Origin of the sequence: Burkholderia sp. AU16482 (assembly GCF_002223285.1) — a bacterium.
In the GTDB taxonomy this organism is placed as follows: Bacteria; Pseudomonadota; Gammaproteobacteria; order Burkholderiales; family Burkholderiaceae; genus Burkholderia; species Burkholderia semiarida.
Genome location: NZ_NKEY01000002.1, coordinates 38,005 through 62,915 on the forward strand (window position 1 = coordinate 38,005; position 24,911 = coordinate 62,915).

A 24,911-nucleotide genomic window follows, 5' to 3' on the forward strand; every position below is an offset into this window, starting at 1 on the left:
CTTTTTTTCGTTACCGGCCCGTGCACCCTCCGAGGTGCGATAGAAGAGCTGGATCAAAACTTTGAATCAAGGAAACTGAAATGCGCCATCGTCATGGTCTGCGGAAACTGAATCGCACGAGCAGCCACCGTCTGGCTATGCTCCGTAACATGTCCAACTCGCTGATCGAGCACGAAGTCATCAAGACGACGCTGCCGAAGGCGAAGGAACTCCGTAAAGTCGTCGAGCCGCTGATCACGCTCGGCAAGAAGCCGTCGCTGGCAAACCGTCGCCTGGCGTTCAACCGCCTGCGCGATCGTGACTCGGTCGCGAAGCTGTTCGACGTCCTCGGCCCGCGTTTCGCGAACCGCCCGGGCGGCTACCTGCGCGTGCTGAAGTTCGGCTTCCGCGTGGGCGACAACGCACCGATGGCACTGGTCGAACTGCTCGACCGTCCGGAAGTCGACGAAACGGAAAACGTGCAAGAAGCTGAGTAAGCTTCCGGTACGCAGCAGTATCTGAAAGGGGCCGAGCAATTGCTTGGCCCTTTTTGTTTTCGAGATGCCGGCTGCGATCGATTGTCGCAGGCCGGTGCCGGCAGCGTCGCGCGGGCTGCGCTACGATACGGGCAACCGGCGCGGTTCCTGAACGGGTAACGGGCGCCGGCAGGAGCCGGCACACCAGCGAGGAGAGCGCGGATGATAGTGGTGCTGATGCTGACGACGGTCCCCGATGCGGCGACGGCCGCGGCGCTCGCCGACGGCGCGCTCGACGCGCGGCTTGCGGCGTGCGTGTCGGAGCTCGGCACGATCAAGTCGCGCTATCACTGGCAGGGCAAGGTCGAAACGGCTGACGAGATCCAGTTGCTGTTCAAGACGAGCCCCATCCGGGCGCTCGAACTGGAGCGATTTATTCTCGCGCATCACCCGTACGAGACGCCCGAAATCGTCTCGTGGCAGACGACGGCATCGGCCGCGTATGGCCAATGGGTGACCAGCGAAACTCAACGTCAATTTCATGTTTAACGGTATGGCGCTTTCGGTGCGCGTGCGCGCGCTGCGGTTTCTTGCGGTCCTGTTGTCGTTCGTGCTCGTGCTGGGCGGCCTGTCCGTCGCGCGCGCGGCCGACGATTTCCTCGATCCGTCGGTTGCGTTCAAGTTCAGCGCGAGCGAATCGCCGGGACAGGTCGACGTCCGCTTCAAGATCGCCAACGGCTACTACATGTACCGCGAGCGCTTCGCGTTCGCGGTGAAGAGCGGCCAGGCGACGCTCGGCGAGCCGCAGTACCCGGCCGGCCACGTGAAGTTCGACCAGACGTTCCAGAAGGACGTCGAGACCTATCGTGACGAAGTGGTCGTTCACGTGCCGGTGAAGCAGGCGGCCGGGCCGTTCGAACTCGCGGTGACGTCGCAAGGGTGCGCGGACGAAGGGATCTGCTATCCGCCGGCCGAGCACGTGGTGAAGGTCGACGGCGCCGCGCTCGGCGCCGCATCGTCATCCAGCGACACGGCTGCCGCGGGTAGCTGGTTCGACAAGGTCACGAGCGCCGATTTCGCGCAGTCGCTGCTCGAAGGCCACGGCTTCTTCACGATCGTCGCGCTCTACTTCGTCGCGGGTGTCGTGCTGAGCCTGCTGCCGTGTTCGTACCCGATGATTCCGATCGTGTCCGCGATCATCATCGGCCAGGGCACGCGCGCGACGCACGCACGCGGCTTCGCGCTGTCGCTGACTTACGTGCTCGGCATGGCGCTGGTCTACACGGTACTCGGCATCGCCGCCGCGCTGGTCGGTCAGAGCCTCGGCGCGTGGTTGCAGAACCCGTGGGTGCTCGGCGCATTCGGCGTGCTGCTGACCGCGTTCGCGGTGTCGCTGATCTCGGGCAGGGACATCGCACTGCCGGCGCGCTGGCAGAACGGCGCGGCCGACGCATCGAGCGCGCGCCAGGGCGGCCACTTCGTCGCGGTCGCGGCGATGGGTGCGTTGTCGGCGCTGGTCGTCGGCGCGTGCATGACGGCGCCGTTGTTCGCCGTGCTCGCGTTCATCGCGCACACGGGCAATGCGTTGCTCGGCGGTGCCGCGCTGTTCGCGATGGGGCTGGGGCTCGGCGTGCCGCTGCTGGTCGTCGGCGTCGGGGCCGGCACGGTGCTGCCGCGCGCGGGCGCGTGGATGGACGGCGTGAAGGTGTTCTTCGGCATCGTGCTGCTCGCAGCCGCGCTGTGGATCGTATGGCCGGTGTTGGCGGGCGGGCTGAAGATGGTGCTCGCGGCGTTGTGGCTGCTGATCGCGGCTGCGGCGCTCGGACTGTTCACGCCGAATGCCGGCGCTGCGTCGATCTGGCGCCGCCTGGGCCGCGGCTTGGGGGCCGCGCTCGCGATCTGGGCCGCGACGCTGCTCGTCGGCCTGGCCGCGGGCTCGAGCGATCCCGTCAAGCCGCTGGCCGTGCTGGCGGCGCGTACGGTGGCGTCCGGCGGCGCGGCGACGGCCGGCGTGGCTGCCGCGCAGGATGGCCCTGCGTTCGCGCCGGTGCGCTCCATTGGCGAACTGGATGCGCTGCTCAAGACATCGGGCCAGCCCGTGATGCTCGACTTCTACGCCGACTGGTGCGTGAGCTGCAAGGAGATGGAACATCTGACGTTCACCGACGCGCGCGTGCAGGCGCGGCTCGCGCGGCTTCACCTCGTGCGCGCGGACGTCACCGCGAACAACGCGGACGATCAGGCGCTCCTCAAGCGCTTCAACCTGTTCGGGCCGCCGGGCATCATCTTCTTCGATCGCAACGGCAACGAGATCGGCCGCGTGGTCGGCTATCAGGCGGCCGACACCTTCTTGCGCAGCCTCGACCGGGCAGCCGTTCCGACGGTATGACGATGACCCGCCGGAGGCGAACCGCGGAAGAGACGATTCGGGCCGGCTGACAACCGCGATCGACGGTAAACAAAAAACGGCGGAACACCGGGGTGTTCCGCCGTTTTTTGCAGGTGCGTGCCGGTGCGCGATCAGCGTTGCGCTTTCAGCAGACGCGCGGCATCGAGCGCGAAGTACGTGAGCACGCCGTCGGCGCCCGCGCGCTTGAACGCGAGCAGCGATTCGAGCACGACCTTGTCGTGGTCGAGCCACCCGTTCATCGCGGCCGCCTTCAGCATCGCGTACTCGCCGCTCACCTGGTACACGTAGGTCGGGAAGCGGAACTCGTCCTTTACGCGGCGCACGATGTCGAGATACGGCATGCCGGGCTTGACCATCACCATGTCGGCGCCTTCGTCGATGTCGAGGCGCACTTCGCGCAGCGCTTCGTCGCTGTTCGCCGGATCCATCTGGTAGGTCATCTTGTTGCCCTTGCCCAGATTGGACGCCGAACCGACCGCGTCGCGGAACGGGCCGTAGAACGCCGACGCGAACTTCGCCGAGTAGGCCATGATCCGCGTATGGATATGGCCGTCGCTTTCCAGCATCTCGCGGATCGCGCCGATGCGGCCGTCCATCATGTCCGACGGCGCGACGATGTCGACGCCGGCTTCAGCCTGCGCGCGAGCCTGGTCGACCAGGATCTCGATCGTGTCGTCGTTGATCACGTAGGCGTTCTCGTCGAGCACACCGTCCTGGCCGTGGCTCGTGTACGGATCGAGCGCGACGTCGGTCAGCACGCCGAGTTCGGGGAAGTGCTTCTTCAGCTCGCGCACCGCGCGCGGGATCAGGCCCTCCGGATTGGCCGCCTCGCGGCCGTCCGGCGTCTTCAGCGACGGCTCGATGGCCGGGAACAGCGACAGCACGGGCACGCCGAGTTCGACGCATTGCTCGGCGACGTGCATCAGCAGATCGACCGACACGCGTTCGACGCCGGGCATCGACGGGATGGGCTGGCGTTCGTTGGTGCCTTCGACGACGAACACCGGGTAGATCAGGTCGTCGGTGGTCAGGCGGTTTTCGCGCATCAGGCGGCGGGAGAAGTCGTCGCGGCGCATCCGGCGCGGACGATGAAGCGGATGGAAGCTCATGGCGATTTGGCAGAAATCAGGGCAAGAAGAACCTTACGGAACCCTTAGGTCATTTTCGAGATCGTTGGTATATGATAGCGATCGAGCGGCCCGCGTTGCGTGCAGCTCCCCGCTTCTCCTCCCTGAGCGGGTGCCTGTCGTTTTTCGATTAGGCTGTTTGACCCGCCGTTCAACGGCGGGTTTTTTTATGAGCCGGCCGAATTCGCAGGTGCCGTCAGGTGCGCACGGCCGATCCCAGCCGCGCGTTGCCCGCTCATTGTGCTACAGGCTCGCCTTTTTCGTCGGCGACGGACGGCCGCAGCCAGCTCTCGATCAGTTCATGAGCCTCGTCGAGCCCCGTGCGCTTCAGCGCCGAGAACAGCTGGACCGTCAGCTTGCCCTTCACACCCTGGTCGCGATACGCGTCGAGCCCCTTTTGCGTGTTGCGCAGCGCGTTGATGCTTTCCTGGCGCGTCAATTTGTCGCACTTCGTCAGCAGCGTGTGGATCGGCTTGCCGGTCGGTGCGAACCACTCGATCATCCGGCGATCGAGCTCGGTGAGCGGGCGGCGCGAATCCATCATCAGGATCAGACCGCGGAGCTGCGAGCGCGTCGCGAGATAGGACGACAGCAGCATCTCCCAGTGCGCCTTCGCGGCGCCGGGCACTTCCGCATAGCCGTAGCCGGGCAGGTCGACGAGATTCGCGACGGGCTCGGCGGCCGGGCCGACGGAGAAGTAGTTGATATGCTGCGTGCGGCCGGGCGTCTTCGACGCGAAGGCCAGCCGCTTCTGGTTGCACAGCACGTTGATCGCCGTCGACTTGCCGGCATTCGAGCGGCCCGCGAACGCGATTTCCGGCTGGACCGTCGGCGGCAGGTCGCGCAGATGGTTGACGGTCGTGTAGAAGCGGGCTTGATGGAGCAGAAAGGCCATGGGAACCGGAAGGACGGGCGGCGCGAGCCGCTTGGTGGAGGCGGGGTAGCCCCGATAGGCGCGGGAGCTTTCAGCACGATATTGTACAATACGGCGGTTTTACCGAAGGCCACCGGGCGCCTGCCTCGCGCTTTTATGTGGCTTCTGCGGTAGACTGAACGCCGTCGTTTTTTGCAGAACCTCAAATTCCCACAAGACGAAACAGGGTGTGCGAATGAATCGACTGTGCAAGTCTCTGATGGTGCTTCAGGTTGCAGCAGGGTTCGTAGGTTTCGTAGCGGAGGCAAACGCGGCAGATGCGGCCAAACCGGATCTGGACCGCGGCAAGGCGATTGCCGGGCAGGTTTGCGCGTCGTGTCACGGCGCCGACGGCAACAGCGCGTCGGGCAGTTTCCCGAAGCTTGCCGGCCAGCATCCCGAATATCTGGTCAAGCAGTTGAACGACTTCAAGGCGCAGCCGGGCGCGAAGGGGCCGGCGCGTAACAACGCGGTGATGGTCGGATTCGCGAGCGCGTTGAGCGCGGACGACATGCGCAATGTCGCCGCGTACTACGGGTCGCAGACGACGAAGCTCGGTACCGCGCGCGATGCGGCGGCCGTGCCGATCGGCCAGAAGATCTATCGCGGCGGCATCGCGGAAAAGGGTGTCCCCGCCTGCGCGAGCTGCCACGGGCCGACGGGGCAGGGGATCCCGGTCCAGTACCCGCGTCTGTCGGGGCAATGGGCCGATTACACGGTCGCGCAGTTGACCGCGTTCCAGCAGGGTGCCGGCGCGCGCAACAACAACGAGGCGATGCATCAGATCGCGTCGCGGCTGTCGGATACCGAGATCAAGGCCGTCGCGGATTACATCGCGGGCCTGCGTTGAGCGGTCCGCCGCGAATGGAATGACCGGGCGCCCGAAGGGCGGCCGGAGTCAGAACAAGAAAAGGGTGGGGCGCCGCGTCGTTGCGGTGGCCTCGCCCTTCTTTTTTGTCGGCACTCGCCGGGCCGAGCCGGAATGGAAGGGCATGCAGGCGATCGGGGCTGCGCCCCCGAAGCGAACATAGTAAGCGTGGGGGCCGTGTCCCCTTAGTCGGAGTTTGAATGAGCGTTACCACGTCGGGGTTGCAGTCGAAGTCGAGTCACGGTGCGTCGAAACGCGCGGTCGAGCTGCTGAGCTCGATGCGCTTCGCGATCGCGCTGCTGGTGGTGTTGTCGATCGCGAGCATCATCGGCACGGTCCTGACCCAGGACGATCCGTATCCGAACTACGTGAACCAGTTCGGGCCGTTCTGGGCGGACATCTTCCGCTCGCTCGGCCTGTACAACGTGTACAGCGCGTGGTGGTTCATGCTGATCCTGATCTTCCTCGTCGTGTCGATCTCGCTGTGCGTGATCCGCAACGCGCCGAAGATGCTCGCCGACGCGAAGAGCTGGAAGGACAAGGTCCGCGAAGGCAGCCTGCGCGCATTCCACCACAAGGCCGAGTACACGGCGTCCGGCACGCGCGCGAGCGTCGCGGCGACGCTCGCCACGTTCGTCGCGAAGGCCGGCTACAAGCACGTCGTGCGTGAAACCGACGGCGCGACGCTGATCTCCGCGAAGCGCGGCGCGATGACCAAGTGGGGCTACATCTCCGCGCACCTCGCGATCGTCGTGATCTGTATCGGCGGCCTGCTCGACAGCAACCTGCCGATCAAATTCCAGATGCTGATGTTCGGCAAGAGCCCGGTCAACACGAGCGCGACGATCAGCGAGATCTCGCCCGACCATCGGCTGTCCGCGTCGAACCCGACGTTCCGCGGCTATGCGTGGGTGCCGGAGGGCCAGTTCGTGTCGACCGCGATCCTGAACCAGCCGAGCGGCTCGCTGATCCAGGACCTGCCGTTCTCGATCCAGCTCGACAAGTTCATCGTCGATTACTACACGACGGGCATGCCGAAGCTGTTCGCGAGCGACATCGTCGTGATCGATCGCGAGACGGGCCGGAAGATCCCGGCGCGGGTCGAGGTCAACAAGCCGTTTACGTACAAGGGCGTGTCGATCTACCAGTCGAGCTTCCAGGATGGCGGCTCGCAGATGCAGATGACGGCCTATCCGATGACGGGCAGCCGTGCGGCGACCGTCCCCGTGAAGGGCACGATCGGCAGTTCGGCGCCGCTGCAGGTCCCGGGCGCCGACGGCGAGACGATCGAGTTCTCCGACTTCCGCGCGATCAACGTCGAGAACATGGCCGACGCGAACGGCAAGCCGGACGTACGCGGCGTCGCGACGACCAGCTCGCTGAAGGAAGTGTTCGACGAGCGGCTCGGCTCGGGCGCGAAGACGTCGAAGCCGACGCAGCTTCACAACATCGGCCCGTCGGTGCAGTACAAGATCCGCGGCAAGGACGGCCAGGCGCGCGAATTCAACAACTACATGCTGCCCGTCGACATGAACGGCGAGCGCGTGTTCCTCGCCGGCGTGCGCGCGAGCCCGAACGATCCGTTCCGCTACATGCGGATCCCGGCCGACAGCCAGGACTCGATCGGCGAATGGATGCGCCTGCGCGCCGCGCTCGAGGATCCGGCCGTGCGCACCGAAGCCGCCGCGCGCTTCGCGCAGCGCTCGCTGCCGGGCGACGCGTCGCTGCGTGGCCGTCTGCAGGACAGTGCATCGAAGGTGCTGACCCTTTTTGCGGCGAGCGACGACAGCGTCGGCCGCGGGGCGGACGGCCAGCCCGTCGGCGGCTTCCAGGCGGTGGCGACGTTCATCGACCGCTCGGTGCCGAAGGGCGAGCAGGAGAAGGCCGCGAGCCTGCTGCTGCGGATGCTCGAGGGCTCGATGTGGGAGGTGTGGCAGATCGCGCGCGAGCGTGCCGGCGAGCCGGCCGCGCAGCAGGGCACCGACACGATCCGCTTCGTGCAGAACGCGATCAACGCGCTATCCGACAGCTTCCTGTATGGATCGCCGGTCTATTTGCAGCTCGACTCGTTCAAGCAGGTGCAAGCTTCGGTATTTCAGTTGACGCGCGCGCCCGGCAAGAATCTGGTGTATCTTGGCAGCCTGCTGCTGGTCGCCGGCATCTTCTCGATGTTCTACGTACGCGAGCGGCGACTCTGGTTCTGGCTGAAGGACGCCGGTTCGGGCGTCGATGTGGTGATGGCAATGTCCACGGCCCGCAAGACCTTCGATTTCGAGAAAGAATTCGTGCAGACGCGCGACGCGGCCGGCGCCGCCTTGCGCGCCGCACCGCGCGACGCCGCGCCCGCCGGTGCGGCTTCGACGGCCCGCCCGCCTGCCGGCGGCGGTTCCGATTCCGAGAATTCCACCCGGTAAGATCATGGATCTCACGCAAGTTTCCTCTTCCCGTACGGCGTCGGCTCCGGCGTCGGCATCGTCGCCGCTGTTCGACGACCGTCCGTTCCTCGCGCGCCTGTCGCTGTTCGACTGGCTGTTCGCCCTGGCGCTGGTGGCGGGCGCGGGCTATGCGCTCGTGCACTACAACGCGCACATGGATTATTACGACAAGGCGGTGATGATCGGCACCGTGCCGGCGCTCGTCGCGCTCGGCTGGCGCTGGAAGCCCGCGCGGCTGATGATGGCGTCGATCGCCGTGCTGTCGCTGCTGTCGATCCAGATCTACCAGGGCGATCTCGCGCGCGCCGATTCGGCGTTCTTCCTCAAGTACTTCCTGTCGAGCCAGTCGGCGATCCTGTGGATGAGCGCGCTGTTCGTGCTCGCGACGATCTTCTACTGGATCGGCCTGCTGGCGCGCTCGGAAACGGGCGCCGCGATCGGCCAGAAGCTCACGTGGGTCGCCGTGCTGATGGGCTTCACGGGGCTGATGGTGCGCTGGTACGAGTCCTACCTGATCGGGGCGGACGTCGGGCATATCCCCGTGTCGAACCTCTATGAAGTGTTCGTCCTGTTCAGCCTGATCACCGCGCTGCTTTATCTGTACTACGAAGGCCACTACGGCACGCGTTCGCTCGGCGCGTTCGTGCTGCTGGTCATCAGCGCGGCGGTCGGCTTCCTGATGTGGTACTCGGTCGCGCGCGACGCGCAGCAGATCCAGCCGCTCGTGCCGGCCCTGCAAAGCTGGTGGATGAAGATCCACGTGCCGGCGAACTTCATCGGCTACGGCAGCTTCGCGCTGTCGGCGATGGTGTCGGTCGCGTACCTGATGAAGGAACGCGGCATCCTCGCCGATCGCCTGCCGACGCTGGAAGTGCTCGATGACGTGATGTACAAGTCGATCGCGGTCGGTTTCGCGTTTTTCACGATCGCGACGATTCTCGGCGCGCTGTGGGCGGCCGAAGCGTGGGGCGGCTACTGGAGCTGGGACCCGAAGGAAACCTGGGCGCTGATCGTGTGGCTGAACTACGCGGCGTGGCTGCACATGCGGCTGATGAAAGGCCTGCGCGGCGCGGTGGCCGCGTGGTGGGCGCTCACCGGCCTGCTGGTCACGACGTTCGCGTTCCTCGGCGTCAACATGTTCCTGTCTGGCCTGCACAGCTACGGCAAGCTGTAAGATTTTCGCCGTTCGTCCGACTATCAAACCGCCGGTGCACCGCGTGCCCGGCGGTTTTCTTTTGTAACGAGCGGGCGATCGAGGCGTCGAACGGCGCGCGACGGGCCGGGTCGAACGCTGATGAAGCATGCGCGCCGCGCATGCGGGAGGAACTGGACGATGTGGATCAAACGCCCTTTGCGTAACGTACTGACCGGCGCGGACATCGCGCCGAGCGAGATCACGCCGCGCGCGGTATTCGAGAACCGGCGGCGCGTATTGCAGGCGGCCGGATTCGCGGCCGCCGGCGGCCTGTTCGGCGCGAGCGGCGCGGCGCTTGCCGCGTATGCGTCCCCCGACGCGCGGGCGGCGAAGCTCGCGGCAAAAACGAACCCGAAATTCGTCGCGATCGACAAGGTCACGCCGTTCAAGGACATCACGTCCTATAACAACTTCTACGAATTCGGCACCGACAAGAGCGACCCGGCGCAGAACGCGGGCACGCTGCGGCCGCGTCCGTGGCGTGTGAGTGTCGAGGGCGAGGTGCAGCATCCGAAGGTATTCGATCTCGACGAGCTGTTGAAGCTCGCGCCGCTCGAGGAGCGCGTGTACCGGCTGCGCTGCGTCGAGGGCTGGTCGATGGTGATCCCGTGGATCGGCGTGCCGCTGTCCGAGCTGATCCGGCGCGTGCAGCCGACCGGCAACGCGAAATACGTGCAGTTCGTCACGCTGGCCGATCCGTCGCAGATGCCGGGCCTGTCGACGCCCGTGCTCGACTGGCCGTACTCGGAAGGGCTGCGCATGGACGAGGCGATGAATCCGCTGACGCTGCTGACGATGGGCGTCTACGGGCAGGTGTTGCCGAACCAGAACGGTGCGCCGGTGCGAATCGTCGTGCCGTGGAAGTACGGGTTCAAGAGCGCGAAATCGCTCGTGAAGATCCGCTTCGTCGACAAGCAGCCGAAGACGAGCTGGAACACATACGCCGCGAACGAGTACGGCTTTTATTCGAACGTGAACCCGAACGTCGATCATCCGCGCTGGAGCCAGGCGACCGAGCGGCGCATCGGCGAGGACGGTTTCTTCACGCCGAAGCGCAAGACGCTGATGTTCAACGGCTACGGCGACCTGGTCGCATCGATGTATCAGGGCATGGACCTGAAGAAGAACTTCTGAGTGCGACGGTGAGAAACGACATGCCTCCTTCGACGCTCACGCCCGCGCGCGCGGCAAGCGCCGGGCCCGATGCACGCACGGCGCGGGCCGGCGCGGTCCGTCCCGCCGCGTCGCGCTGGCTCGCACCGGCCAAGGTGCTGGTGTTCGCGGCCGGCCTCTATCCGCTCGCGCGCCTCGTGCTGCTCGGGCTGACCGACCGGCTCGGCGCGAACCCGCTCGAGTTCATCACGCGCTCGACGGGCTTGTGGACGCTCGTCCTGTTGTGCATCACGCTTGCCGTCACGCCGCTGAGGCGCATGACGGGCTTCGCACCGCTGCTGCGCTTTCGCCGGATGATCGGGCTGTTCGCGTTCTTTTACGCGACGCTGCATTTCACGACCTACCTGTGGTTCGACAAGTGGTTCGACGTCGTCGAGATCCTCAAGGACGTCGGCAAGCGCCCGTTCATCACGGTCGGCTTCGCGGCGTTCGTGCTGCTGATTCCGCTCGCCGCGACGTCGCCGCGCGCGATGGTGCGCCGGCTCGGTCGCCATTGGGCGACGCTGCACAAAGCGATCTACGCGATCGCGCTGTTCGGCGTGCTGCATTTCTGGTGGATGCGTGCCGGCAAGCACGATCTCGCGCAGCCGAAGCTCTACGCGGCGATCGTCGCCGTGCTGCTCGGCTGGCGGCTGGTTGCGTGGGGATGGCGGCGCGTGCGTGCGTGATGGTGCGGCCCGGAAAAACAAAAGGCGATGACCGGGAAGTCATCGCCTTGTTGCGAGCGCCGCGCGGGCGGCATCGCGTCGTTACTTCGTGGCGGCCGGGCCCGATGCCGGGGCTGGCATGGTCGATGCGCTGCTCGACAACTCGGGCGACAGCGTGAGCGGCGAGCCGGACGTATCGGGCGTCTCATCGGACGACGCGTTTTCGTCGGTCGGTTTCACATCCGACGGCGGCGTGTTCTGCTGCTGGATCGGCTTGGGCATCGGAGGCACGGTGGGCAGATAGAGCGCGCCGCTTTGACCGCAGCCGGCAAGAATCGCCAAAGCCGCTACAATCGCGCTCATCCGGAAAACGACTCGCATGATCGTCCCTGAACAATTTAACCGATAGAGTTTAGCATGTCCGATACTGAATACCTGGCCCGTGCCGAGGCCGTGCTGGCGGCCGTCGAGCGTACCGTGGACGTCGCGAACGACGGCGATCACGACATCGATCTGGAGCGCAACGGCAGCGTGCTGACGCTGACGTTCGAGAACGGCTCGAAGATCATCGTCAACCTGCAGCCGCCGATGAAGGAAGTGTGGATCGCGGCGAAGGCGGGCGGATTTCACTACCGTTTCGTCGACGGCGCGTGGCGCGATACGCGCACGGGTACCGAGTTCTTCTCGGCGCTCACCGAATACGCGACCCAGCAGGCCGGCCTGCCGATCACGTTTAGCGCGTGACGGCCGGGGCGCTGCGCTCCGAACGCCGTACCAAAAGAAAAAGCGCCCGCGGGCGCTTTTTTCATGGCCGTGGCCGCGCGTCAGTGGCCGCGGAACAGGTTCATGATGTCCTGCTTTTCCTGTTCGTCGACGTGCGGCACCGCTTCGTCGACGTCCTGCGCGGCCGGCGCCTGCGGCACGCCGACCGTCGACACGAAGCCGTGACCGGGCGTGAACTCGGTGAAGTACAGTTCGCCGCCGAGCGATTCCACGCCTTCAGGCACCGTCGGCTTGAACTCCGGCACGCCCTTCAGCGCCGCACCCATGTAGTCGATCCAGACCGGCAGCGACAGGCCGCCGCCGGTTTCGCGATCGCCGAGGCTGCGCGGATTGTCGTAGCCGATCCATGCGATCGCGGCGAGCGTGTGCTGGTAGCCGGCGAACCACGCGTCGTGCGAGTCGTTCGTCGTGCCGGTCTTGCCCGCGAGATCGGTGCGCTTCAGCACGTTGGTCCGCGCGCCCGTGCCGCGCTGCGCGACGCTCTGCAGCAGGCTGTTCATCACGTAGGCGTTGCGCGCATCGATCGCGCGCGGCGCATTTTGCTCGGCGACGAGCGGCTGCGCACGCGCGACGATCGCGCCGTTCGGATCGGTGACTTCGGCGATCAGGTACGGATTGACGCGGTAGCCGCCGTTCGCGAAGACCGAGTACGCGCCGGCCATCTGCAGCGGCGTGACCTGGCCGGCGCCGAGCGCCATCGGCAGGTAGGCCGGATGGCGCTCGGCGTCGAAGCCGAAGCGCGTGATGTATTGCTGCGCGTATTTCGTGCCGATGTGGTTCAGGATCCGGATCGACACGAGGTTGCGCGAGCGCTGCAGCGCGGTGCGCATCGACATCGGGCCCTCGAAGCCGCCGCCGTAGTTCTTCGGCTCCCACGGCTGGCCGCCCGTTTCCGCGGCGCTGAAATACAGCGGGCCGTCGTTGATCACGGTGGCCGGCCCGAGGCCCTTGTCGAGCGACGCCGAGTAGATGAACGGCTTGAACGACGAACCGGGCTGCCGCCACGCCTGCGTGACGTGGTTGAACTTGTTCTTGTTGTAGTCGAAGCCGCCGACGAGCGAGCGGATCGCCCCGTCCTGCGGGACGATCGACAGGAACGCGCCTTCGACCTGCGGCAACTGCGTGATCGACCACTTGCCGGCATCGCTCTTCACCACGCGGACGATCGCGCCGGGGCGGATGCGGCGGTTCGGCTGCGCGTTGGCGGACAGCGCGCTCGACGCGAAGCGCAGGTTGTCGCCGTCGATCGTCGCATTGCTGCCGTCGATGAACGCGACCGTGATCTGGCGCGGGCTCGCGGCCGTCACGACCGCGGCGATCAGCTCGCCGTTGTCGGGGTGCTCGAGCAGCGCGTCGTCGATCGCCTGTTCGCGATCGTCGGCACCGGCCGGCAGCTCGATGAAGCCCTCCGGCCCGCGATAGCCGTGGCGGCGCTCGTAATCCATGATGCCCTTGCGCAGCGCGGTGTATGCGACCTGCTGGTCCGCGGAATCGATCGTCGTGACGACGTTGAAGCCGCGCGTGTAGGTTTCCTCGCGATACTGCGCGTACATCATCTGTCTGACCATTTCGGCGACGTACTCGGCGTGCACGCTGAAATCGCGGCCCGGCCCCTTGACGACGAGCGGCTGCGCGGACGCTTCGTCGTACTGCTCTCGCGTGATGAAGTTCAGCTCGAGCATCCGCTCGAGGATGTATTCCTGGCGCACCTTCGCGCGCTTCGGGTTGACGACCGGGTTGTACGCGGACGGCGCCTTCGGCAGCCCCGCGAGCATCGCGGCTTCCGCGAGCGTGATGTCCTTCAGGTCCTTGCCGAAATAGACCCGCGCGGCGCTCGCGAAGCCGTACGCGCGCTGGCCGAGATAGATCTGATTCATGTAGACCTCGAGAATCTGATCCTTCGTCAGCGCGCGCTCGATCCGGTACGCGAGCAGCATCTCGTAGATCTTGCGCGTGTAGGTCTTCTCGCTCGACAGGAAGAAGTTGCGCGCGACCTGCATCGTGATCGTGCTCGCGCCCTGCGACGCGTGGCCGTTCGTCAGCGCGACGAAGCCGGCGCGGATGATGCCGGTGAGGTCGACGCCGCCGTGATCGTAGAAGCGCGCGTCCTCGATCGCGAGGATCGCCTTCTTCAGCGAGTCGGGCACGTCCTTGAAATGGACGACGTCGCGGCGCTCCTCGCCGAATTCGCCGATCAGCACGTGATCGGACGTATAGATGCGCAGCGGCACCTTCGGGCGGTAGTCGGTCAGCGCGTCGAGCGACGGCATGTTCGGCCAGGCCACGACGAGCGCGTAGCCGAGCACGAGGCCGCCGGCCACGACGAGGGCCACGCACATCGCGGCGAAGCCGAGCAGGACTTTGAGCCACCAGGGCCGCTTCTTCGGCTCCGGAGCGGGAGGCGGGGACGTAGGAGTCGTGGATTGCATAGGCATACCGGAAAACAGTCCCGCGATTATAGCTGCCCGGTAAGACCGGTCCTGACGCGGGGGGCGCCCGTCGGAAAGCCGCGGGTCGGCGTGCCGTCAGCATAGTCCGTGCACGGCCGCCGCGAGCCCATTCTGGCCGTTTGGCCGACTGTCGGCCGCGCGCGCCGCTTTGCAGAATCGGGTCTCGGAAACGCGGCGTGGGCCGCGACGATCTCGGGAGGCTGGGATGGCAGGACGATGGGTGGCGCGGTTTGTACAGGGCAGGCACCGGTCGACGGGAATCGACGTCGGCGCGCACGAGGTGAGGGTCGCCGTGGTGAGCGGGCGCGGCAGGGGCACGGAGGTGTGCGTCGAGGGGCTCGAGCGGGAACCGGTCGGGCTGGCGGATGGGCCGGAAGACGCGCGCTGGGCAGCGGTCGCGCGATCGCTGGCGGCGGCCGTGTCGCGGCTGTCGGCGTCCGATGTGCGGTGCGACGCGCGCGGCGTGATGGCGCTGCACGATGACGAGATGCGCACCGCGACGCTCGATCTGGCCGGGCGCGGCGACATCGCGGACGCCGCGCGGCAGGCCGCCGAACGCCTCTCGGGGCTGGCGCCGGACAGTCTCGCGTTCGACTGGCGGCACTACGGCGGCGTGCGGTCCGGCGAGATCGCGGTGGCGGTGGCGCCGCTGGCGCTGCTCGAGCGGCGGATCGACGTGGCCGCGCAGGCCGGTATCGACCTGACGGTGATCGACGGCGAGTCGGCCGCCGTGCTGCGTGCGTTGCGCTATGCCGCGCAGTTCGAACCCGATGCGCAGCGCGCCTATGCCGTGCTGTGGTTCTGCGACGCAGGCGTGCGCGGCTGGCGGATCGAGGGCCCGTCGGCCATCCCGGTGCTGACGCTGTCCGGCACGTTGCCGGAAGCGCTTCCCGACGCGTTGCGCCGGCGCGCGCTCGGGGCCGTCCATTGCGTACTCGTCGCCGGGGACGAGCGATGTATCGCCCGCTTCGATACGTCCGTCGCAGAGATTGGCGATGTGCTCGGCACGGCTGTGGTTCCGTTCGACTGCACGGGTTGGGACGGGCAGCCGTGCGTGCGCGCCGGCGTGCGGGGCGGCCCGGCGTTTGCCGTCGCGTTCGGGCTGGCGTTGCGCGGGGTGTGGGAATGATGGCCGGTCACGTGGCGGCAAACGAGGGCGCGGGGGGGGCGGCCGGGCAGGCGGTACAGGCGGTACTCGGCGACTTCAATCTGCTGCCGTACCGCGAGCGGTTGGCGCAGGCGTTGCGGCGCCGCCGGGCCGCGCAGTTCAGTGTGGCGATGCTGCTCGGCGTGCTCGGCGCCGGGCTGTGGACGGGCGCTGCCGTGCTGTCGCGGTGGCGCGTGGACGCCGAGCGCGCCGGCGTGGAGGCGCGGCTGCGGCAGTTGCAGCCACAGGTGGCTGCCGCGACGCGCGCCGCCCATGCCGCCGCCGCCGTCGCGCGGCGCGACGCGCAGGCGGCGGCGCTGGCCGCGCCCTACCGGCGCGTGGCGGGGTTGCTGACGACCCTGAAGCAGGTGCGTGCCGATCATGTCCGGCTCGACGCGCTGCGCATGACGTCCACCGGCGCCGTGCTCGATGCGCGCGCCGCGAGTTACCGGGCGGCTGCGCGGTGGCTCGCCGCGATGGCGCGCGAGCAGCGCGACTGGCGGATCGATATAGACACGTTGAAGCCGGCGTCGGATGGGCCGGCTTCGGCGGCCGGGATGTCTTTTCGGTTCTCCGTGCAGTTGCGCTGGCACGACGCGACGTCGTCGCGGAGGGTATCGGGAGGGGGCGCATGACGGCGCTCGTGCATTGGCCGGCGCCGCTCGGAGGCGCCGCGCCGGGCCGCATGTCGCGCGTGTCGCCGGCGGCCGTGCATGCCGCCGGTTGCGTGCTGGCATTCGCGGCCGTGCTGGCGGGCGGCATTCATCTGGTAAATGCGGCCGACTTGAGCGGGCTTGCCCATAGTCGCGCGTTGCTTGCCGCGGCGCAGGCGCGTGCGGCCGACGCGCAACGCATGCTTGCATCCGCCGCACAACGGCGCGACGGGCATCATGCGTCGACGCGCGACGATCGTTTGCCACCGGCGCCGGAGTGGGCCGCGCTGATGCTGGAACTGGCCGATCTGGCCGCGTCCAGCGGGCTGCACGGCGTGTCGATCGAACCGCAGCGCGCCGATGGCGCGGCACCGGACGGCAGGCGCACCGTGCATATCGCCGCGGATGGCGGTTTCAGTGCGCTGCTGCATCTGGTTGGCGGGCTGGCGCGCTTTCCGGTGCTGGCCGTTCCGTCGGCGCTGCGTATCGAGCGTGGCGTGTCGGCGGAGCGGGTGGACATGTCCATCGACGTGTTTCCGGCGCTGCCGGCGACATCGGCCGCGGACGGCAACACGCCGGTTCGCGCCATTGCGCCCGGCGCCGATCCGTTCGGCGAGGCTGGCCTGGCCGAGGCGGCGGGGCACGCCGCGCGCCTTGCCGGCACGATTCGCGATGCGCGTGCCGGTCTCGCGTTGTTCGACGACGGCGACGGCACGTTCACGACCGTTGCGCCGGGCGAGGTGTTGGGGGCCGCGCGCGTGGTGCGCGTCGAGCGCGCGGCCGTGATGCTCGCGACGGCGGACGGATCGCAGCGGCTCGTCCTGGACGACGGAGGCCGGCCGTGACGAAGTACCGTTGTGGGGCGCTTGCCATCTGGGCCGGAATGATGGCGGCCGGCGCAAGCGCGTCGTTGCCGCCGCTGCCGGCGGTGTGGCCTGCCGGATCGACGGATGTGCCGGTGCCGCGCTTGCCGCCGCAGGTGGCTGACGGCATGGACGGCGCGGTCGCGCAGGACGCCGGCCCGCCGCCGTTGGAACAGGCGGCGCGTGCGGCGCTGCAGACGGAAACCGCTGCACCGGGCCCCGCGCTGGAGGGACCGCCGATCCCGCTGGCGCCGCCGGCCCGGATGAGCGACGCCGCGGCCCGGCAACCGGGCGATGCGGACGACGCACGGCGGATCTCGCTGAATCTGCAGGGCGTCGGGCTCGCGGCTGCGTTCGACGCGATCGCGCGGTTCACGGGGCTCAACATCGTCGTCGGCGAGCAGGTGCGGGGCACCGTGACGTTACGTCTGAACAATGTCGGCTGGCGCGACGCGTTCGATACGCTGCTCGACACGCACGGGCTCGCGATGTCCCGGCGCGGCAACGTGATCTGGGTCACCCCGGCAGCCGAGCTGGCTGCGCGCGAACGCGAGCGCTTCGATATGCACGCGCGGGCCGCCGATCTGGAGCCGCTCGCGAGCCGTACGTTCGTGCTGCACTATCCGCGCGCGCAGGACGTGCAACGGCTGCTGGCCGGCGCGACCGGCCAACGCCTGCTGTCGAAGCGCGGCGCCGCGGCGGCCGATCCGCGCACGAACCTGCTGTTCGTGACCGATCTCGCGCCGCGCATCGCGCAGATCGCCGGCCTGATCGATGCGATCGACCGGCCGTCGCGGCAGGTCCGGATCGAGGCCCGCATCGTCGAAGGCGAGCACGGTTTCTCGCGCAGCCTCGGCGCGCGTGTCGCGCTGCGTGCGCAGGGGCGGCCGTCGCCGGCCGACGGCATGCCTTTCACGGCGGACACGCGCAACGCGCTCGATCTCGCCGCGCGGCCGCTCGGCGGCTTCGACGCGGCCACCGCCGGCTTCACGCTGTTCGCCGCGCCGCTCAGCCGCGTACTCGACATCGAGCTGAGCGCGCTGGAGGCGCAGGGCCGGGGCCAGATCGTTTCGCGTCCGCGGGTGGTGACGGCCGACCGCGTCAAGGCCATCGTCGAGCAGGGTTCCGAGCTCCCGTACCAGGCGAAGGTCGGTAATGGCATGAGCGGCGTGCAGTTCCGCCGCGCGACGCTCAAGCTGGAGGTCGAGCCGCAGATCACGCCGGATGGGCGCGTGGTGCTCGATCTCGACGTGACGAAGGACAGCGTCGGGGAGCCGACCGCGGCGGGCCCCGCGATCCATACGAAGCACGTGCAGACGCGCGTCGAGGTCGAGAATGGCGGGACGGTCGCGATCGGCGGCATCTACGAGCAACTGAACCGGAACGATGTGACGCGGGTGCCGCTCTTGGGCAAAATACCGCTTCTGGGCGCGCTTTTCCGGCACCGCGCGCAGCGCGACCAGCGCCACGAACTGGTCGTCTTCATCACGCCGACCGTCGTCGACGCGCGTTGCGGCGCACCCGGCGCGGGCGGCGCGGATGCCGAAAAAACGGGGCCGGAAGCCGCCGGCGCAGGCTCGACAAGGCAGCCGCTTTGCCAGTAAGCTGCGCCACACACCAGCAAGATTGAAGCAGAGGAAGCCGTTGCAAGCGCGGGACCCACATGCAAACGTATTTTTCGTCGGCCTTATGGGAGCGGGTAAGACCACCGTGGGCCGTGCGGTCGCGCGTCGTCTCGACAGGACGTTCTTCGACTCCGACCACGAAATCGAGGCCCGTACGGGCGCGCGCATTCCGGTGATCTTCGAGCTGGAGGGCGAGGCCGGGTTTCGCGATCGTGAAACGCAGGTGATCGCCGATCTCACGCAGCGCGAGAACATCGTGCTCGCCACGGGCGGCGGCGCGGTGCTGCGCCCGGAAAATCGCGATAGCCTGAAAAGCCATGGCATCGTCGTCTACCTGCGCGCCAATCCGCACGATCTGTGGCTGCGCACGCGCAAGGACAAGAACCGCCCGCTGTTGCAGACGGAAGATCCGAAGGGGCGTCTCGAAGCGCTGTATGAAGTGCGCGACCCGCTGTACCGCGAATGCGCGGATTTCGTCATCGAGACCGGCCGCCCGTCGGTCAACGGCCTCGTCAACATGGTGCTGATGCAACTCGAACTGGCCGGCGTCATCGCCAAGCCGCTACAAGCATGATTACTGTCAACGTCGATCTGGGCGACCGCGCCTATCCGATTCATATTGGCGCCGGCCTGATCGGCCGCACCGAGCTGTTCTCGCCTCACATCAAGGGTTCGTCCGTCACGATCGTCACGAACACGACGGTCGATCCGCTCTACGGCGACGCGCTGCGCGCGGCGCTCGCGCCGCTCGGCAAGCGCGTGTCGACGGTCGTGCTGCCGGACGGCGAGGCGTACAAGAACTGGGAAACGCTGAATCTGATCTTCGACGGCCTGCTGACGGATCACGCCGATCGCAAGACGACGCTCGTCGCGCTCGGCGGCGGCGTGGTCGGCGACATGACGGGCTTTGCGGCCGCGTGCTACATGCGCGGCGTGCCGTTCATCCAGGTGCCGACGACGTTGCTGTCGCAGGTCGATTCGTCGGTCGGCGGCAAGACGGGCATCAACCACCCGCTCGGCAAGAACATGATCGGCGCGTTCTACCAGCCGCAGGCCGTGATCGCGGACATCGGCGCGCTGACGACGCTGCCCGATCGCGAGCTGGCGGCCGGCGTCGCCGAAGTCATCAAGACGGGCGCGATCGCCGATGCGGCATTCTTCGACTGGATCGAGGCGAACGTCGAGGCGCTGAACCGTCGCGAGCCCGCGGCGCTCGCGCATGCGGTGAAGCGTTCATGCGAGATCAAGGCGAGCGTCGTCGCGGCCGACGAGCGCGAAGGCGGCCTGCGCGCGATCCTGAACTTCGGCCACACGTTCGGCCATGCGATCGAGGCCGGGCTCGGCTACGGCGAATGGCTGCACGGCGAGGCGGTCGGCTGCGGGATGGTGATGGCGGGCGACCTGTCGGTGCGGCTCGGCCTTCTCGACGAAGCGTCGCGGCAGCGCCTCGATGCGGTGATCGCGGCCGCGCACCTGCCGACCCGCGGGCCCGCGCTCGGCGACGCGCGCTACATGGATCTGATGCGCGTCGACAAGAAGGCCGAGGCCGGCGCGATCAAGTTCATCCTGCTGAAGCGATTCGGCGATACGTTGATCACGCAGGCGCCGGACGAAGCGGTATTCGCTACACTGGCGCAGACGACCGGCTAACGGCGCCCGGATTCGCCGGCGCCGCCGACATGGAGGAGACGTGAGCGAGACATCCAGCAGCACACTGCCCGAAGCCAGCCGCGCATCCGCCGCGCCGGTGGCCGAGCCGCCGACGCTCGCGGCGCTGGAAGCCCATCTCGCTCCGTATGCCGCGCACGCGTCGCAGTCGCGCGGCCGCCGCCATCCGGAACCGCCGCCGGCGGCGCGCACCGAGTTCCAGCGCGATCGCGACCGCATCGTCCATTCGACCGCGTTTCGCCGGCTCGAATACAAGACCCAGGTCTTCGTCAATCACGAAGGCGACCTGTTCCGCACCCGCCTCACGCACAGCCTCGAAGTCGCGCAGATCGCGCGCTCGGTCGCACGCAACCTGCGACTGAACGAGGATCTCGTCGAAGCGATCTCGCTCGCGCACGATCTCGGCCATACGCCGTTCGGGCATGCCGGGCAGGACGCGCTGAATGCGTGCATGCGCGAGCACGGCGGCTTCGAGCACAACCTGCAGAGCCTCGCCGTGGTCGACGAGCTCGAGGAGCACTACGGCGCGTTCAACGGGCTGAACCTGTGCTTCGAGACGCGCGAAGGCATCCTGAAGCACTGCTCGCGCGAGAATGCGCGCAAGCTCGGCGCGCTCGGCGAGCGCTTCCTGCAGGGCCGCCAGCCGTCGCTCGAGGCGCAGCTCGCGAACATCGCCGACGAAATCGCCTACAACAACCACGACGTCGACGACGGCCTGCGCTCGGGCCTGATTACGATCGAGCAGCTCGCGGAAGTCGAGCTGTGGCAGCGCCACTACGAAGCGGCGCTCGCCGAATTCCCGCACCTCGAAGGCCGCCGTCTCGTGCACGAGACGGTGCGCCGCATCATCAACACGCTGATTGTCGACCTGATCGACGAGACCACGCGCAATCTCGCCCGCGTCGCGCCCGCGTCGCTCGACGACGTGCGCGCCGCGCCGCCGCTCGTGTCGCATAGCCCCGAGGTCGCCGCGCAGGCGGCGGCCCTCAAGCGCTTCCTGTTCAAGAACCTGTATCGCCACTACAAGGTGATGCGCATGGCGAGCAAGGCGCAACGCGTCGTCACGGGGCTGTTCGATGCGTTCATCGACGATCCGCGCCTGCTGCCGCCGCCGTACCAGTCCGACGACGCGGCGCAGCAGCCGCGTCTCGTCGCGCACTACATCGCCGGCATGACCGACCGCTTCGCGCTGAAGGAATATCAGCGGCTGTTCGTCGTCAACGACAACTGACTGTCATAAACGATCACTAGACTTCGCCGGTTCAATGGCGACGGGAATGTTGCACACGCTGTTGGTAACGTTTTCATAGGAGAGGTCGATGAAGAAGAAGCCTGCGGGGACACTGGTTCGTTCGATCGCGCTCGGCGGCGCGCTGCTGTTCGGCGCGCAGCACGTCGCGCTCGCCGCGACGGAAATCCAGTTCTGGCATGCGATGGAGGCCGCGCTCGGCGAGCGGGTCAACGCGATCGCCGACCAGTTCAACGCGTCGCAAAGCGATTACAAGATCGTGCCGGTCTTCAAGGGCACTTACGACCAGGCGCTCGCGGCCGGCATCGCGGCCTATCGCAGCGGCAACGCGCCGGCGATCCTCCAGGTCTACGAAGTCGGTACGGCGACGATGATGCAGGCGAAGAAGGCGGTCGTGCCGGTCTACGACGTGTTCAAGCAGGCCGGCGTGACGCTCGACGAAAAGGCGTTCGTGCCGACCATCGCGAGCTACTACAGCGACGCGAAGACGGGCCACCTCGTGTCGATGCCGTTCAACAGCTCGACGCCGGTGCTGTACTACAACAAGGACGCGTTCAAGAAGGCCGGCCTCGATCCGAACCAGCCGCCGAAGACGTGGGCGGACGTGAAGGCCGACGCCGAGAAACTGCGCAAGTCGGGCATGGCGTGCGGCTTCACGACCGGGTGGCAGGGCTGGATCCAGCTCGAAAACTACAGCGCGTGGCACGGGCTGCCGTTCGCGAGCCGCAACAACGGCTTCGACGGCACCGATGCCGTGCTCGAGTTCAACAAGCCGCAGCAGGTCGCGCATCTTTCGTTTCTCCAGCAAATGGCGAAGGACGGCACGTTCACGTACGCGGGCCGCAAGGACGAAGCGTCGGCGAAGTTCTACAGCGGCGACTGCGGGATCCTGACGACGTCGTCGGGCGCGCTCGCGAACGTGCAGAAGTTCGCGAAGTTCAGCTACGGCACGGGGATGATGCCGTACGACGCGAACGTGAAGGGCGCACCGCAGAACGCGATCATCGGCGGCGCAAGCCTGTGGGTGCTGGCCGGCAAGGATCCGGCGACCTACAAGGGTGTGGCCAAATTCCTCGCGTACCTGGCTTCGCCGCCCGTCGCCGCGAAGTGGCACCAGGACACGGGCTACCTGCCGGTCACGACCGCCGCATACGACCTGACGCGCCAGCAGGGCTTCTACGCGAAGAACCCGAGCGCCGAAACCGCGATCAAGCAGATGCTGAACAAGCCGCCGCTGCCGTACACGAAGGGACTGCGGCTGGGCAACATGCCGCAGATCCGCACGATCGTCGACGAGGAGTTCGAACAGGTCTGGGCGCAGAAGAAGTCGCCGAAGGACGCGCTCGATTCGGCCGCGTCGCGCGGCGACGAGCTGCTGCGCCGCTTCGAGAAGTCGGGCGGCTGAGCACGCATCGCGTCGTGCCGCCGGCGGCGCCGCGCGTGAGCGCGTGCCGTCCGGCGGCGCGGTTTCCCTTCCGTTTCGCCTGACCGGATATCCGCGATGCAATCCCGTTCCCGTTTCGGTACGAGCGCCGTGCCGTACCTGCTGATCGCGCCGCAGCTCGCGATCACCGCCGTGTTCTTTCTGTGGCCGGCCGGCGTCGCGCTGTGGCAGTCCACGCAGATGCAGGACGCGTTCGGCACGTCGAGCGAATTCGTCGGCCTCGCGAACTTCACGCACCTGTTCGCCGATCCGCTGTATCTCGATTCGTTCCGCACGACGCTCGTGTTCAGTTCGCTCGTCACGGTGAGCGGCCTCGTCGTGTCGCTGCTGCTGGCCGCCTGCGCCGACCGCGTGATCCGCGGCGCGCGCGCGTACCGCACGCTGCTGATCTGGCCGTACGCGGTCGCGCCGACGATCGCGGCCGTGCTGTGGGCGTTCCTGTTCAACCCGAGCATCGGCCTGATCACCTATGCGCTCGCGAAGGGCGGCATCGTCTGGAACCACGCGCTGAACGGCGAGCAGGCGATGTTCCTCGTCGTGCTGGCGTCGGTGTGGAAGCAGGTGAGCTACAACTTCCTGTTCTTCTACGCGGGCCTGCAGGCGATCCCGCGCTCGCTGATCGAGGCGGCGGCGATCGACGGCGCGGGGCCGGTGCGGCGCTTCTTCAACATCGTGCTGCCGCTGCTGTCGCCGACGAGCTTCTTCCTGCTGGTCGTGAACCTCGTCTACGCGTTCTTCGACACGTTCCCTGTGATCGACGCGGCCACCGGCGGCGGCCCGGCGCAGAGCACCAAGACGCTGATCTACAAGATCTTCGCGGAGGGCTTCCAGGGGCTCGACATCGGCAGCTCGGGCGCGCAGTCGGTCGTGCTGATGATCATCGTCGTCGCGCTCACGGTGATCCAGTTCCGCTTCGTCGAACGCAGGGTGCAATACGCATGATCGAAAATCGCAAGGGCTTCGACCTGTTCTGCCACGCGGTGCTGATCGCCGGCGTCGTGCTGATCGTGTTCCCTGTCTACGTCGCGTTCTGCGCGGCGACGATGAACGCGCAGGAAGTGTTCACGGTGCCGCTGTCGCTCGTGCCGAGCACGCACCTGTTCGAGAACGTCGCGTACATTTGGGGGCACGGCAGCGGCGGCACGACGGCGCCGTTCGGCCGCCTGCTCGTGAACAGCTTCGCGATGGCGCTCGGGATCGCGGTCGGCAAGATCGCGGTGTCGATCCTGTCCGCGTACGCGATCGTCTATTTCCGCTTTCCGTTTCGCAACACGGCGTTCTGGCTGATCTTCGTCACGCTGATGCTGCCGGTGGAAGTGCGGATCTTCCCGACCGTGCAGGTCGTGTCGACGCTGCACCTGACGAACACCTATGCGGGGCTCACGCTGCCGCTGATCGCGTCGGCGACCGCGACGTTCCTGTTCCGCCAGTTCTTCATGACGCTGCCCGACGAGCTGATGGATGCCGCGCGCATCGACGGCGCGGGGCCGCTGCGCTTTTTCTGGGATGTCGTGCTGCCGCTGTCGAAGACGAGTATCGCGGCGCTGTTCGTGATCACGTTCATCTACGGCTGGAACCAGTATCTGTGGCCGATCCTGATCACGACGGAAGCGTCGCTGTCGACGGCCGTGGTGGGCATCAAGACGATGATCGCGAGCGGCGACGCCGCGACCGAATGGCAATACGTGATGGCGGCGACGCTGCTGGCGATGGTTCCGCCGCTCGTCGTCGTGCTGGCGATGCAGCGCTGGTTCGTGCGCGGCCTCGTCGATTCCGAGAAATGAACGACCGACGGTAACCGGGAGA

The 24,911-nt window shown here is 67.3% G+C and carries 23 protein-coding genes; 19 read left to right on the forward strand and 4 right to left on the reverse strand.

Annotation, left to right across the window (positions count from 1 at the left end; all coding sequences use genetic code 11):
• Positions 1-80: 80 nt before the first annotated feature.
• The 3 genes from rplQ to dsbD all read left to right on the forward strand — a co-directional run bounded on the left by rplQ (position 81) and on the right by dsbD (position 2,844).
• On the forward strand, positions 81-476 hold the full coding sequence (gene rplQ, locus CFB35_RS01505; protein ID WP_006477175.1) for a 50S ribosomal protein L17: 396 nt from the start codon (positions 81-83) through the stop codon (positions 474-476).
• Between the two features lie 201 nt (positions 477-677).
• On the forward strand, positions 678-1,004 hold the full coding sequence (gene cutA / locus CFB35_RS01510; RefSeq protein ID WP_059640232.1) for a divalent-cation tolerance protein CutA: 327 nt from the start codon (positions 678-680) through the stop codon (positions 1,002-1,004).
• Positions 997-2,844 (forward strand): protein-disulfide reductase DsbD, encoded by a 1,848-nt coding sequence (gene dsbD / locus CFB35_RS01515; protein ID WP_060009382.1) that lies wholly within the window; start codon positions 997-999, stop codon positions 2,842-2,844. Before cutA ends, dsbD begins: the two co-directional genes overlap by 8 nt.
• Positions 2,845-2,975: 131 nt before the next feature.
• Here the strand turns inward: dsbD and hemB are convergent, their stop codons facing one another.
• Together hemB and yihA are read right to left on the reverse strand one after the other, a co-directional pair.
• Positions 2,976-3,974, reverse strand: a complete 999-nt coding sequence (hemB, locus tag CFB35_RS01520) for a porphobilinogen synthase (RefSeq protein ID WP_050013164.1) — start codon at positions 3,972-3,974, stop codon at positions 2,976-2,978.
• 253 nt (positions 3,975-4,227) lie between these two features.
• Positions 4,228-4,887, reverse strand: coding sequence for a ribosome biogenesis GTP-binding protein YihA/YsxC (yihA, locus tag CFB35_RS01525; protein WP_059577356.1), 660 nt, complete (start codon positions 4,885-4,887; stop codon positions 4,228-4,230).
• 214 nt (positions 4,888-5,101) lie between these two features.
• On the opposite strand from yihA, the gene CFB35_RS01530 reads away from it, so the two are divergent.
• The 5 genes from CFB35_RS01530 (at position 5,102) to msrQ (ending at position 11,244) form a co-directional block, all read left to right on the forward strand.
• Positions 5,102-5,755 (forward strand): cytochrome c, encoded by a 654-nt coding sequence (locus CFB35_RS01530; RefSeq protein WP_059609112.1) that lies wholly within the window; start codon positions 5,102-5,104, stop codon positions 5,753-5,755.
• A gap of 218 nt (positions 5,756-5,973) precedes the next feature.
• Positions 5,974-8,187, forward strand: coding sequence for a cytochrome c biogenesis protein ResB (locus CFB35_RS01535; protein WP_059577348.1), 2,214 nt, complete (start codon positions 5,974-5,976; stop codon positions 8,185-8,187).
• 4 nt (positions 8,188-8,191) lie between these two features.
• Positions 8,192-9,382, forward strand: a complete 1,191-nt coding sequence (ccsB, locus tag CFB35_RS01540; protein WP_059577345.1) for a c-type cytochrome biogenesis protein CcsB — start codon at positions 8,192-8,194, stop codon at positions 9,380-9,382.
• A gap of 159 nt (positions 9,383-9,541) precedes the next feature.
• Positions 9,542-10,537 (forward strand): protein-methionine-sulfoxide reductase catalytic subunit MsrP, encoded by a 996-nt coding sequence (gene msrP, locus CFB35_RS01545; protein ID WP_059577410.1) that lies wholly within the window; start codon positions 9,542-9,544, stop codon positions 10,535-10,537.
• 20 nt (positions 10,538-10,557) lie between these two features.
• Positions 10,558-11,244 carry a protein-methionine-sulfoxide reductase heme-binding subunit MsrQ gene (gene msrQ, locus CFB35_RS01550; protein ID WP_059577342.1) on the forward strand — a complete coding sequence of 229 codons (687 nt, stop codon included), beginning with the start codon at positions 10,558-10,560 and terminating at the stop codon, positions 11,242-11,244.
• An 81-nt stretch (positions 11,245-11,325) separates the two neighbouring features.
• Here msrQ and CFB35_RS01555 read toward each other — a convergent pair whose 3' ends face one another.
• The gene (locus tag CFB35_RS01555; protein ID WP_081066463.1) at positions 11,326-11,604 is read right to left on the reverse strand and encodes a lipoprotein; all 279 of its coding nucleotides are present in this window, start codon (positions 11,602-11,604) and stop codon (positions 11,326-11,328) included.
• 36 nt (positions 11,605-11,640) lie between these two features.
• Between CFB35_RS01555 and cyaY the strand changes: the two genes are divergently transcribed.
• A complete protein-coding gene (gene cyaY / locus CFB35_RS01560; protein WP_059577339.1) occupies positions 11,641-11,967 on the forward strand; it encodes an iron donor protein CyaY in 327 nt (108 codons plus the stop codon).
• Positions 11,968-12,047: 80 nt separating this feature from the next.
• On the opposite strand, the gene CFB35_RS01565 is transcribed toward cyaY, so the two are convergent.
• On the reverse strand, positions 12,048-14,441 hold the full coding sequence (locus CFB35_RS01565) for a penicillin-binding protein 1A (protein ID WP_059577336.1): 2,394 nt from the start codon (positions 14,439-14,441) through the stop codon (positions 12,048-12,050).
• 220 nt (positions 14,442-14,661) lie between these two features.
• Here CFB35_RS01565 and CFB35_RS01570 point away from each other — a divergent pair, with 220 nt between their 5' ends.
• The 10 genes from CFB35_RS01570 to ugpE all read left to right on the forward strand — a co-directional run bounded on the left by CFB35_RS01570 (position 14,662) and on the right by ugpE (position 24,889).
• On the forward strand, positions 14,662-15,585 hold the full coding sequence (locus CFB35_RS01570; protein WP_059577333.1) for a hypothetical protein: 924 nt from the start codon (positions 14,662-14,664) through the stop codon (positions 15,583-15,585).
• On the forward strand, positions 15,585-16,238 hold the full coding sequence (locus tag CFB35_RS01575; RefSeq protein ID WP_060009385.1) for a hypothetical protein: 654 nt from the start codon (positions 15,585-15,587) through the stop codon (positions 16,236-16,238). Before CFB35_RS01570 ends, CFB35_RS01575 begins: the two co-directional genes overlap by 1 nt.
• A complete protein-coding gene (locus CFB35_RS01580) occupies positions 16,235-17,101 on the forward strand; it encodes a hypothetical protein (RefSeq protein ID WP_059577329.1) in 867 nt (288 codons plus the stop codon). Before CFB35_RS01575 ends, CFB35_RS01580 begins: the two co-directional genes overlap by 4 nt.
• Positions 17,098-18,723, forward strand: coding sequence for a type IV pilus secretin PilQ (gene pilQ, locus CFB35_RS01585; protein ID WP_059577327.1), 1,626 nt, complete (start codon positions 17,098-17,100; stop codon positions 18,721-18,723). Before CFB35_RS01580 ends, pilQ begins: the two co-directional genes overlap by 4 nt.
• A 40-nt stretch (positions 18,724-18,763) precedes the next feature.
• Positions 18,764-19,318 carry a shikimate kinase AroK gene (gene aroK / locus CFB35_RS01590; RefSeq protein ID WP_059577324.1) on the forward strand — a complete coding sequence of 185 codons (555 nt, stop codon included), beginning with the start codon at positions 18,764-18,766 and terminating at the stop codon, positions 19,316-19,318.
• Positions 19,315-20,394, forward strand: a complete 1,080-nt coding sequence (aroB, locus tag CFB35_RS01595) for a 3-dehydroquinate synthase (protein WP_059577321.1) — start codon at positions 19,315-19,317, stop codon at positions 20,392-20,394. Before aroK ends, aroB begins: the two co-directional genes overlap by 4 nt.
• 40 nt (positions 20,395-20,434) lie before the next feature.
• On the forward strand, positions 20,435-21,643 hold the full coding sequence (locus CFB35_RS01600; RefSeq protein ID WP_059577319.1) for a deoxyguanosinetriphosphate triphosphohydrolase: 1,209 nt from the start codon (positions 20,435-20,437) through the stop codon (positions 21,641-21,643).
• 88 nt (positions 21,644-21,731) lie between these two features.
• Positions 21,732-23,066: a sn-glycerol-3-phosphate ABC transporter substrate-binding protein UgpB gene (ugpB, locus tag CFB35_RS01605; RefSeq protein WP_059577316.1), complete on the forward strand. Its 1,335-nt coding sequence runs from the start codon at positions 21,732-21,734 to the stop codon at positions 23,064-23,066.
• Between the two features lie 96 nt (positions 23,067-23,162).
• On the forward strand, positions 23,163-24,047 hold the full coding sequence (gene ugpA / locus CFB35_RS01610) for a sn-glycerol-3-phosphate ABC transporter permease UgpA (RefSeq protein WP_059577313.1): 885 nt from the start codon (positions 23,163-23,165) through the stop codon (positions 24,045-24,047).
• Positions 24,044-24,889 carry a sn-glycerol-3-phosphate ABC transporter permease UgpE gene (ugpE, locus tag CFB35_RS01615; RefSeq protein WP_059577311.1) on the forward strand — a complete coding sequence of 282 codons (846 nt, stop codon included), beginning with the start codon at positions 24,044-24,046 and terminating at the stop codon, positions 24,887-24,889. Before ugpA ends, ugpE begins: the two co-directional genes overlap by 4 nt.
• Positions 24,890-24,911 lie beyond the last annotated feature (22 nt).

Coding starts and splice junctions, on each gene's coding strand:
- rplQ (WP_006477175.1), top strand. CDS start 81: ATGCGCCATCGTCATGGTCTGCGGAAACTGAATCGCACGAGCAGCCAC.
- cutA (WP_059640232.1), top strand. CDS start 678: ATGATAGTGGTGCTGATGCTGACGACGGTCCCCGATGCGGCGACGGCC.
- dsbD (WP_060009382.1), top strand. CDS start 997: ATGTTTAACGGTATGGCGCTTTCGGTGCGCGTGCGCGCGCTGCGGTTT.
- hemB (WP_050013164.1), bottom strand. CDS start 3,974: ATGAGCTTCCATCCGCTTCATCGTCCGCGCCGGATGCGCCGCGACGAC.
- yihA (WP_059577356.1), bottom strand. CDS start 4,887: ATGGCCTTTCTGCTCCATCAAGCCCGCTTCTACACGACCGTCAACCAT.
- CFB35_RS01530 (WP_059609112.1), top strand. CDS start 5,102: ATGAATCGACTGTGCAAGTCTCTGATGGTGCTTCAGGTTGCAGCAGGG.
- CFB35_RS01535 (WP_059577348.1), top strand. CDS start 5,974: ATGAGCGTTACCACGTCGGGGTTGCAGTCGAAGTCGAGTCACGGTGCG.
- ccsB (WP_059577345.1), top strand. CDS start 8,192: ATGGATCTCACGCAAGTTTCCTCTTCCCGTACGGCGTCGGCTCCGGCG.
- msrP (WP_059577410.1), top strand. CDS start 9,542: ATGTGGATCAAACGCCCTTTGCGTAACGTACTGACCGGCGCGGACATC.
- msrQ (WP_059577342.1), top strand. CDS start 10,558: ATGCCTCCTTCGACGCTCACGCCCGCGCGCGCGGCAAGCGCCGGGCCC.
- CFB35_RS01555 (WP_081066463.1), bottom strand. CDS start 11,604: ATGCGAGTCGTTTTCCGGATGAGCGCGATTGTAGCGGCTTTGGCGATT.
- cyaY (WP_059577339.1), top strand. CDS start 11,641: ATGTCCGATACTGAATACCTGGCCCGTGCCGAGGCCGTGCTGGCGGCC.
- CFB35_RS01565 (WP_059577336.1), bottom strand. CDS start 14,441: ATGCCTATGCAATCCACGACTCCTACGTCCCCGCCTCCCGCTCCGGAG.
- CFB35_RS01570 (WP_059577333.1), top strand. CDS start 14,662: ATGGCAGGACGATGGGTGGCGCGGTTTGTACAGGGCAGGCACCGGTCG.
- CFB35_RS01575 (WP_060009385.1), top strand. CDS start 15,585: ATGGCCGGTCACGTGGCGGCAAACGAGGGCGCGGGGGGGGCGGCCGGG.
- CFB35_RS01580 (WP_059577329.1), top strand. CDS start 16,235: ATGACGGCGCTCGTGCATTGGCCGGCGCCGCTCGGAGGCGCCGCGCCG.
- aroB (WP_059577321.1), top strand. CDS start 19,315: ATGATTACTGTCAACGTCGATCTGGGCGACCGCGCCTATCCGATTCAT.
- ugpB (WP_059577316.1), top strand. CDS start 21,732: ATGAAGAAGAAGCCTGCGGGGACACTGGTTCGTTCGATCGCGCTCGGC.
- ugpA (WP_059577313.1), top strand. CDS start 23,163: ATGCAATCCCGTTCCCGTTTCGGTACGAGCGCCGTGCCGTACCTGCTG.
- ugpE (WP_059577311.1), top strand. CDS start 24,044: ATGATCGAAAATCGCAAGGGCTTCGACCTGTTCTGCCACGCGGTGCTG.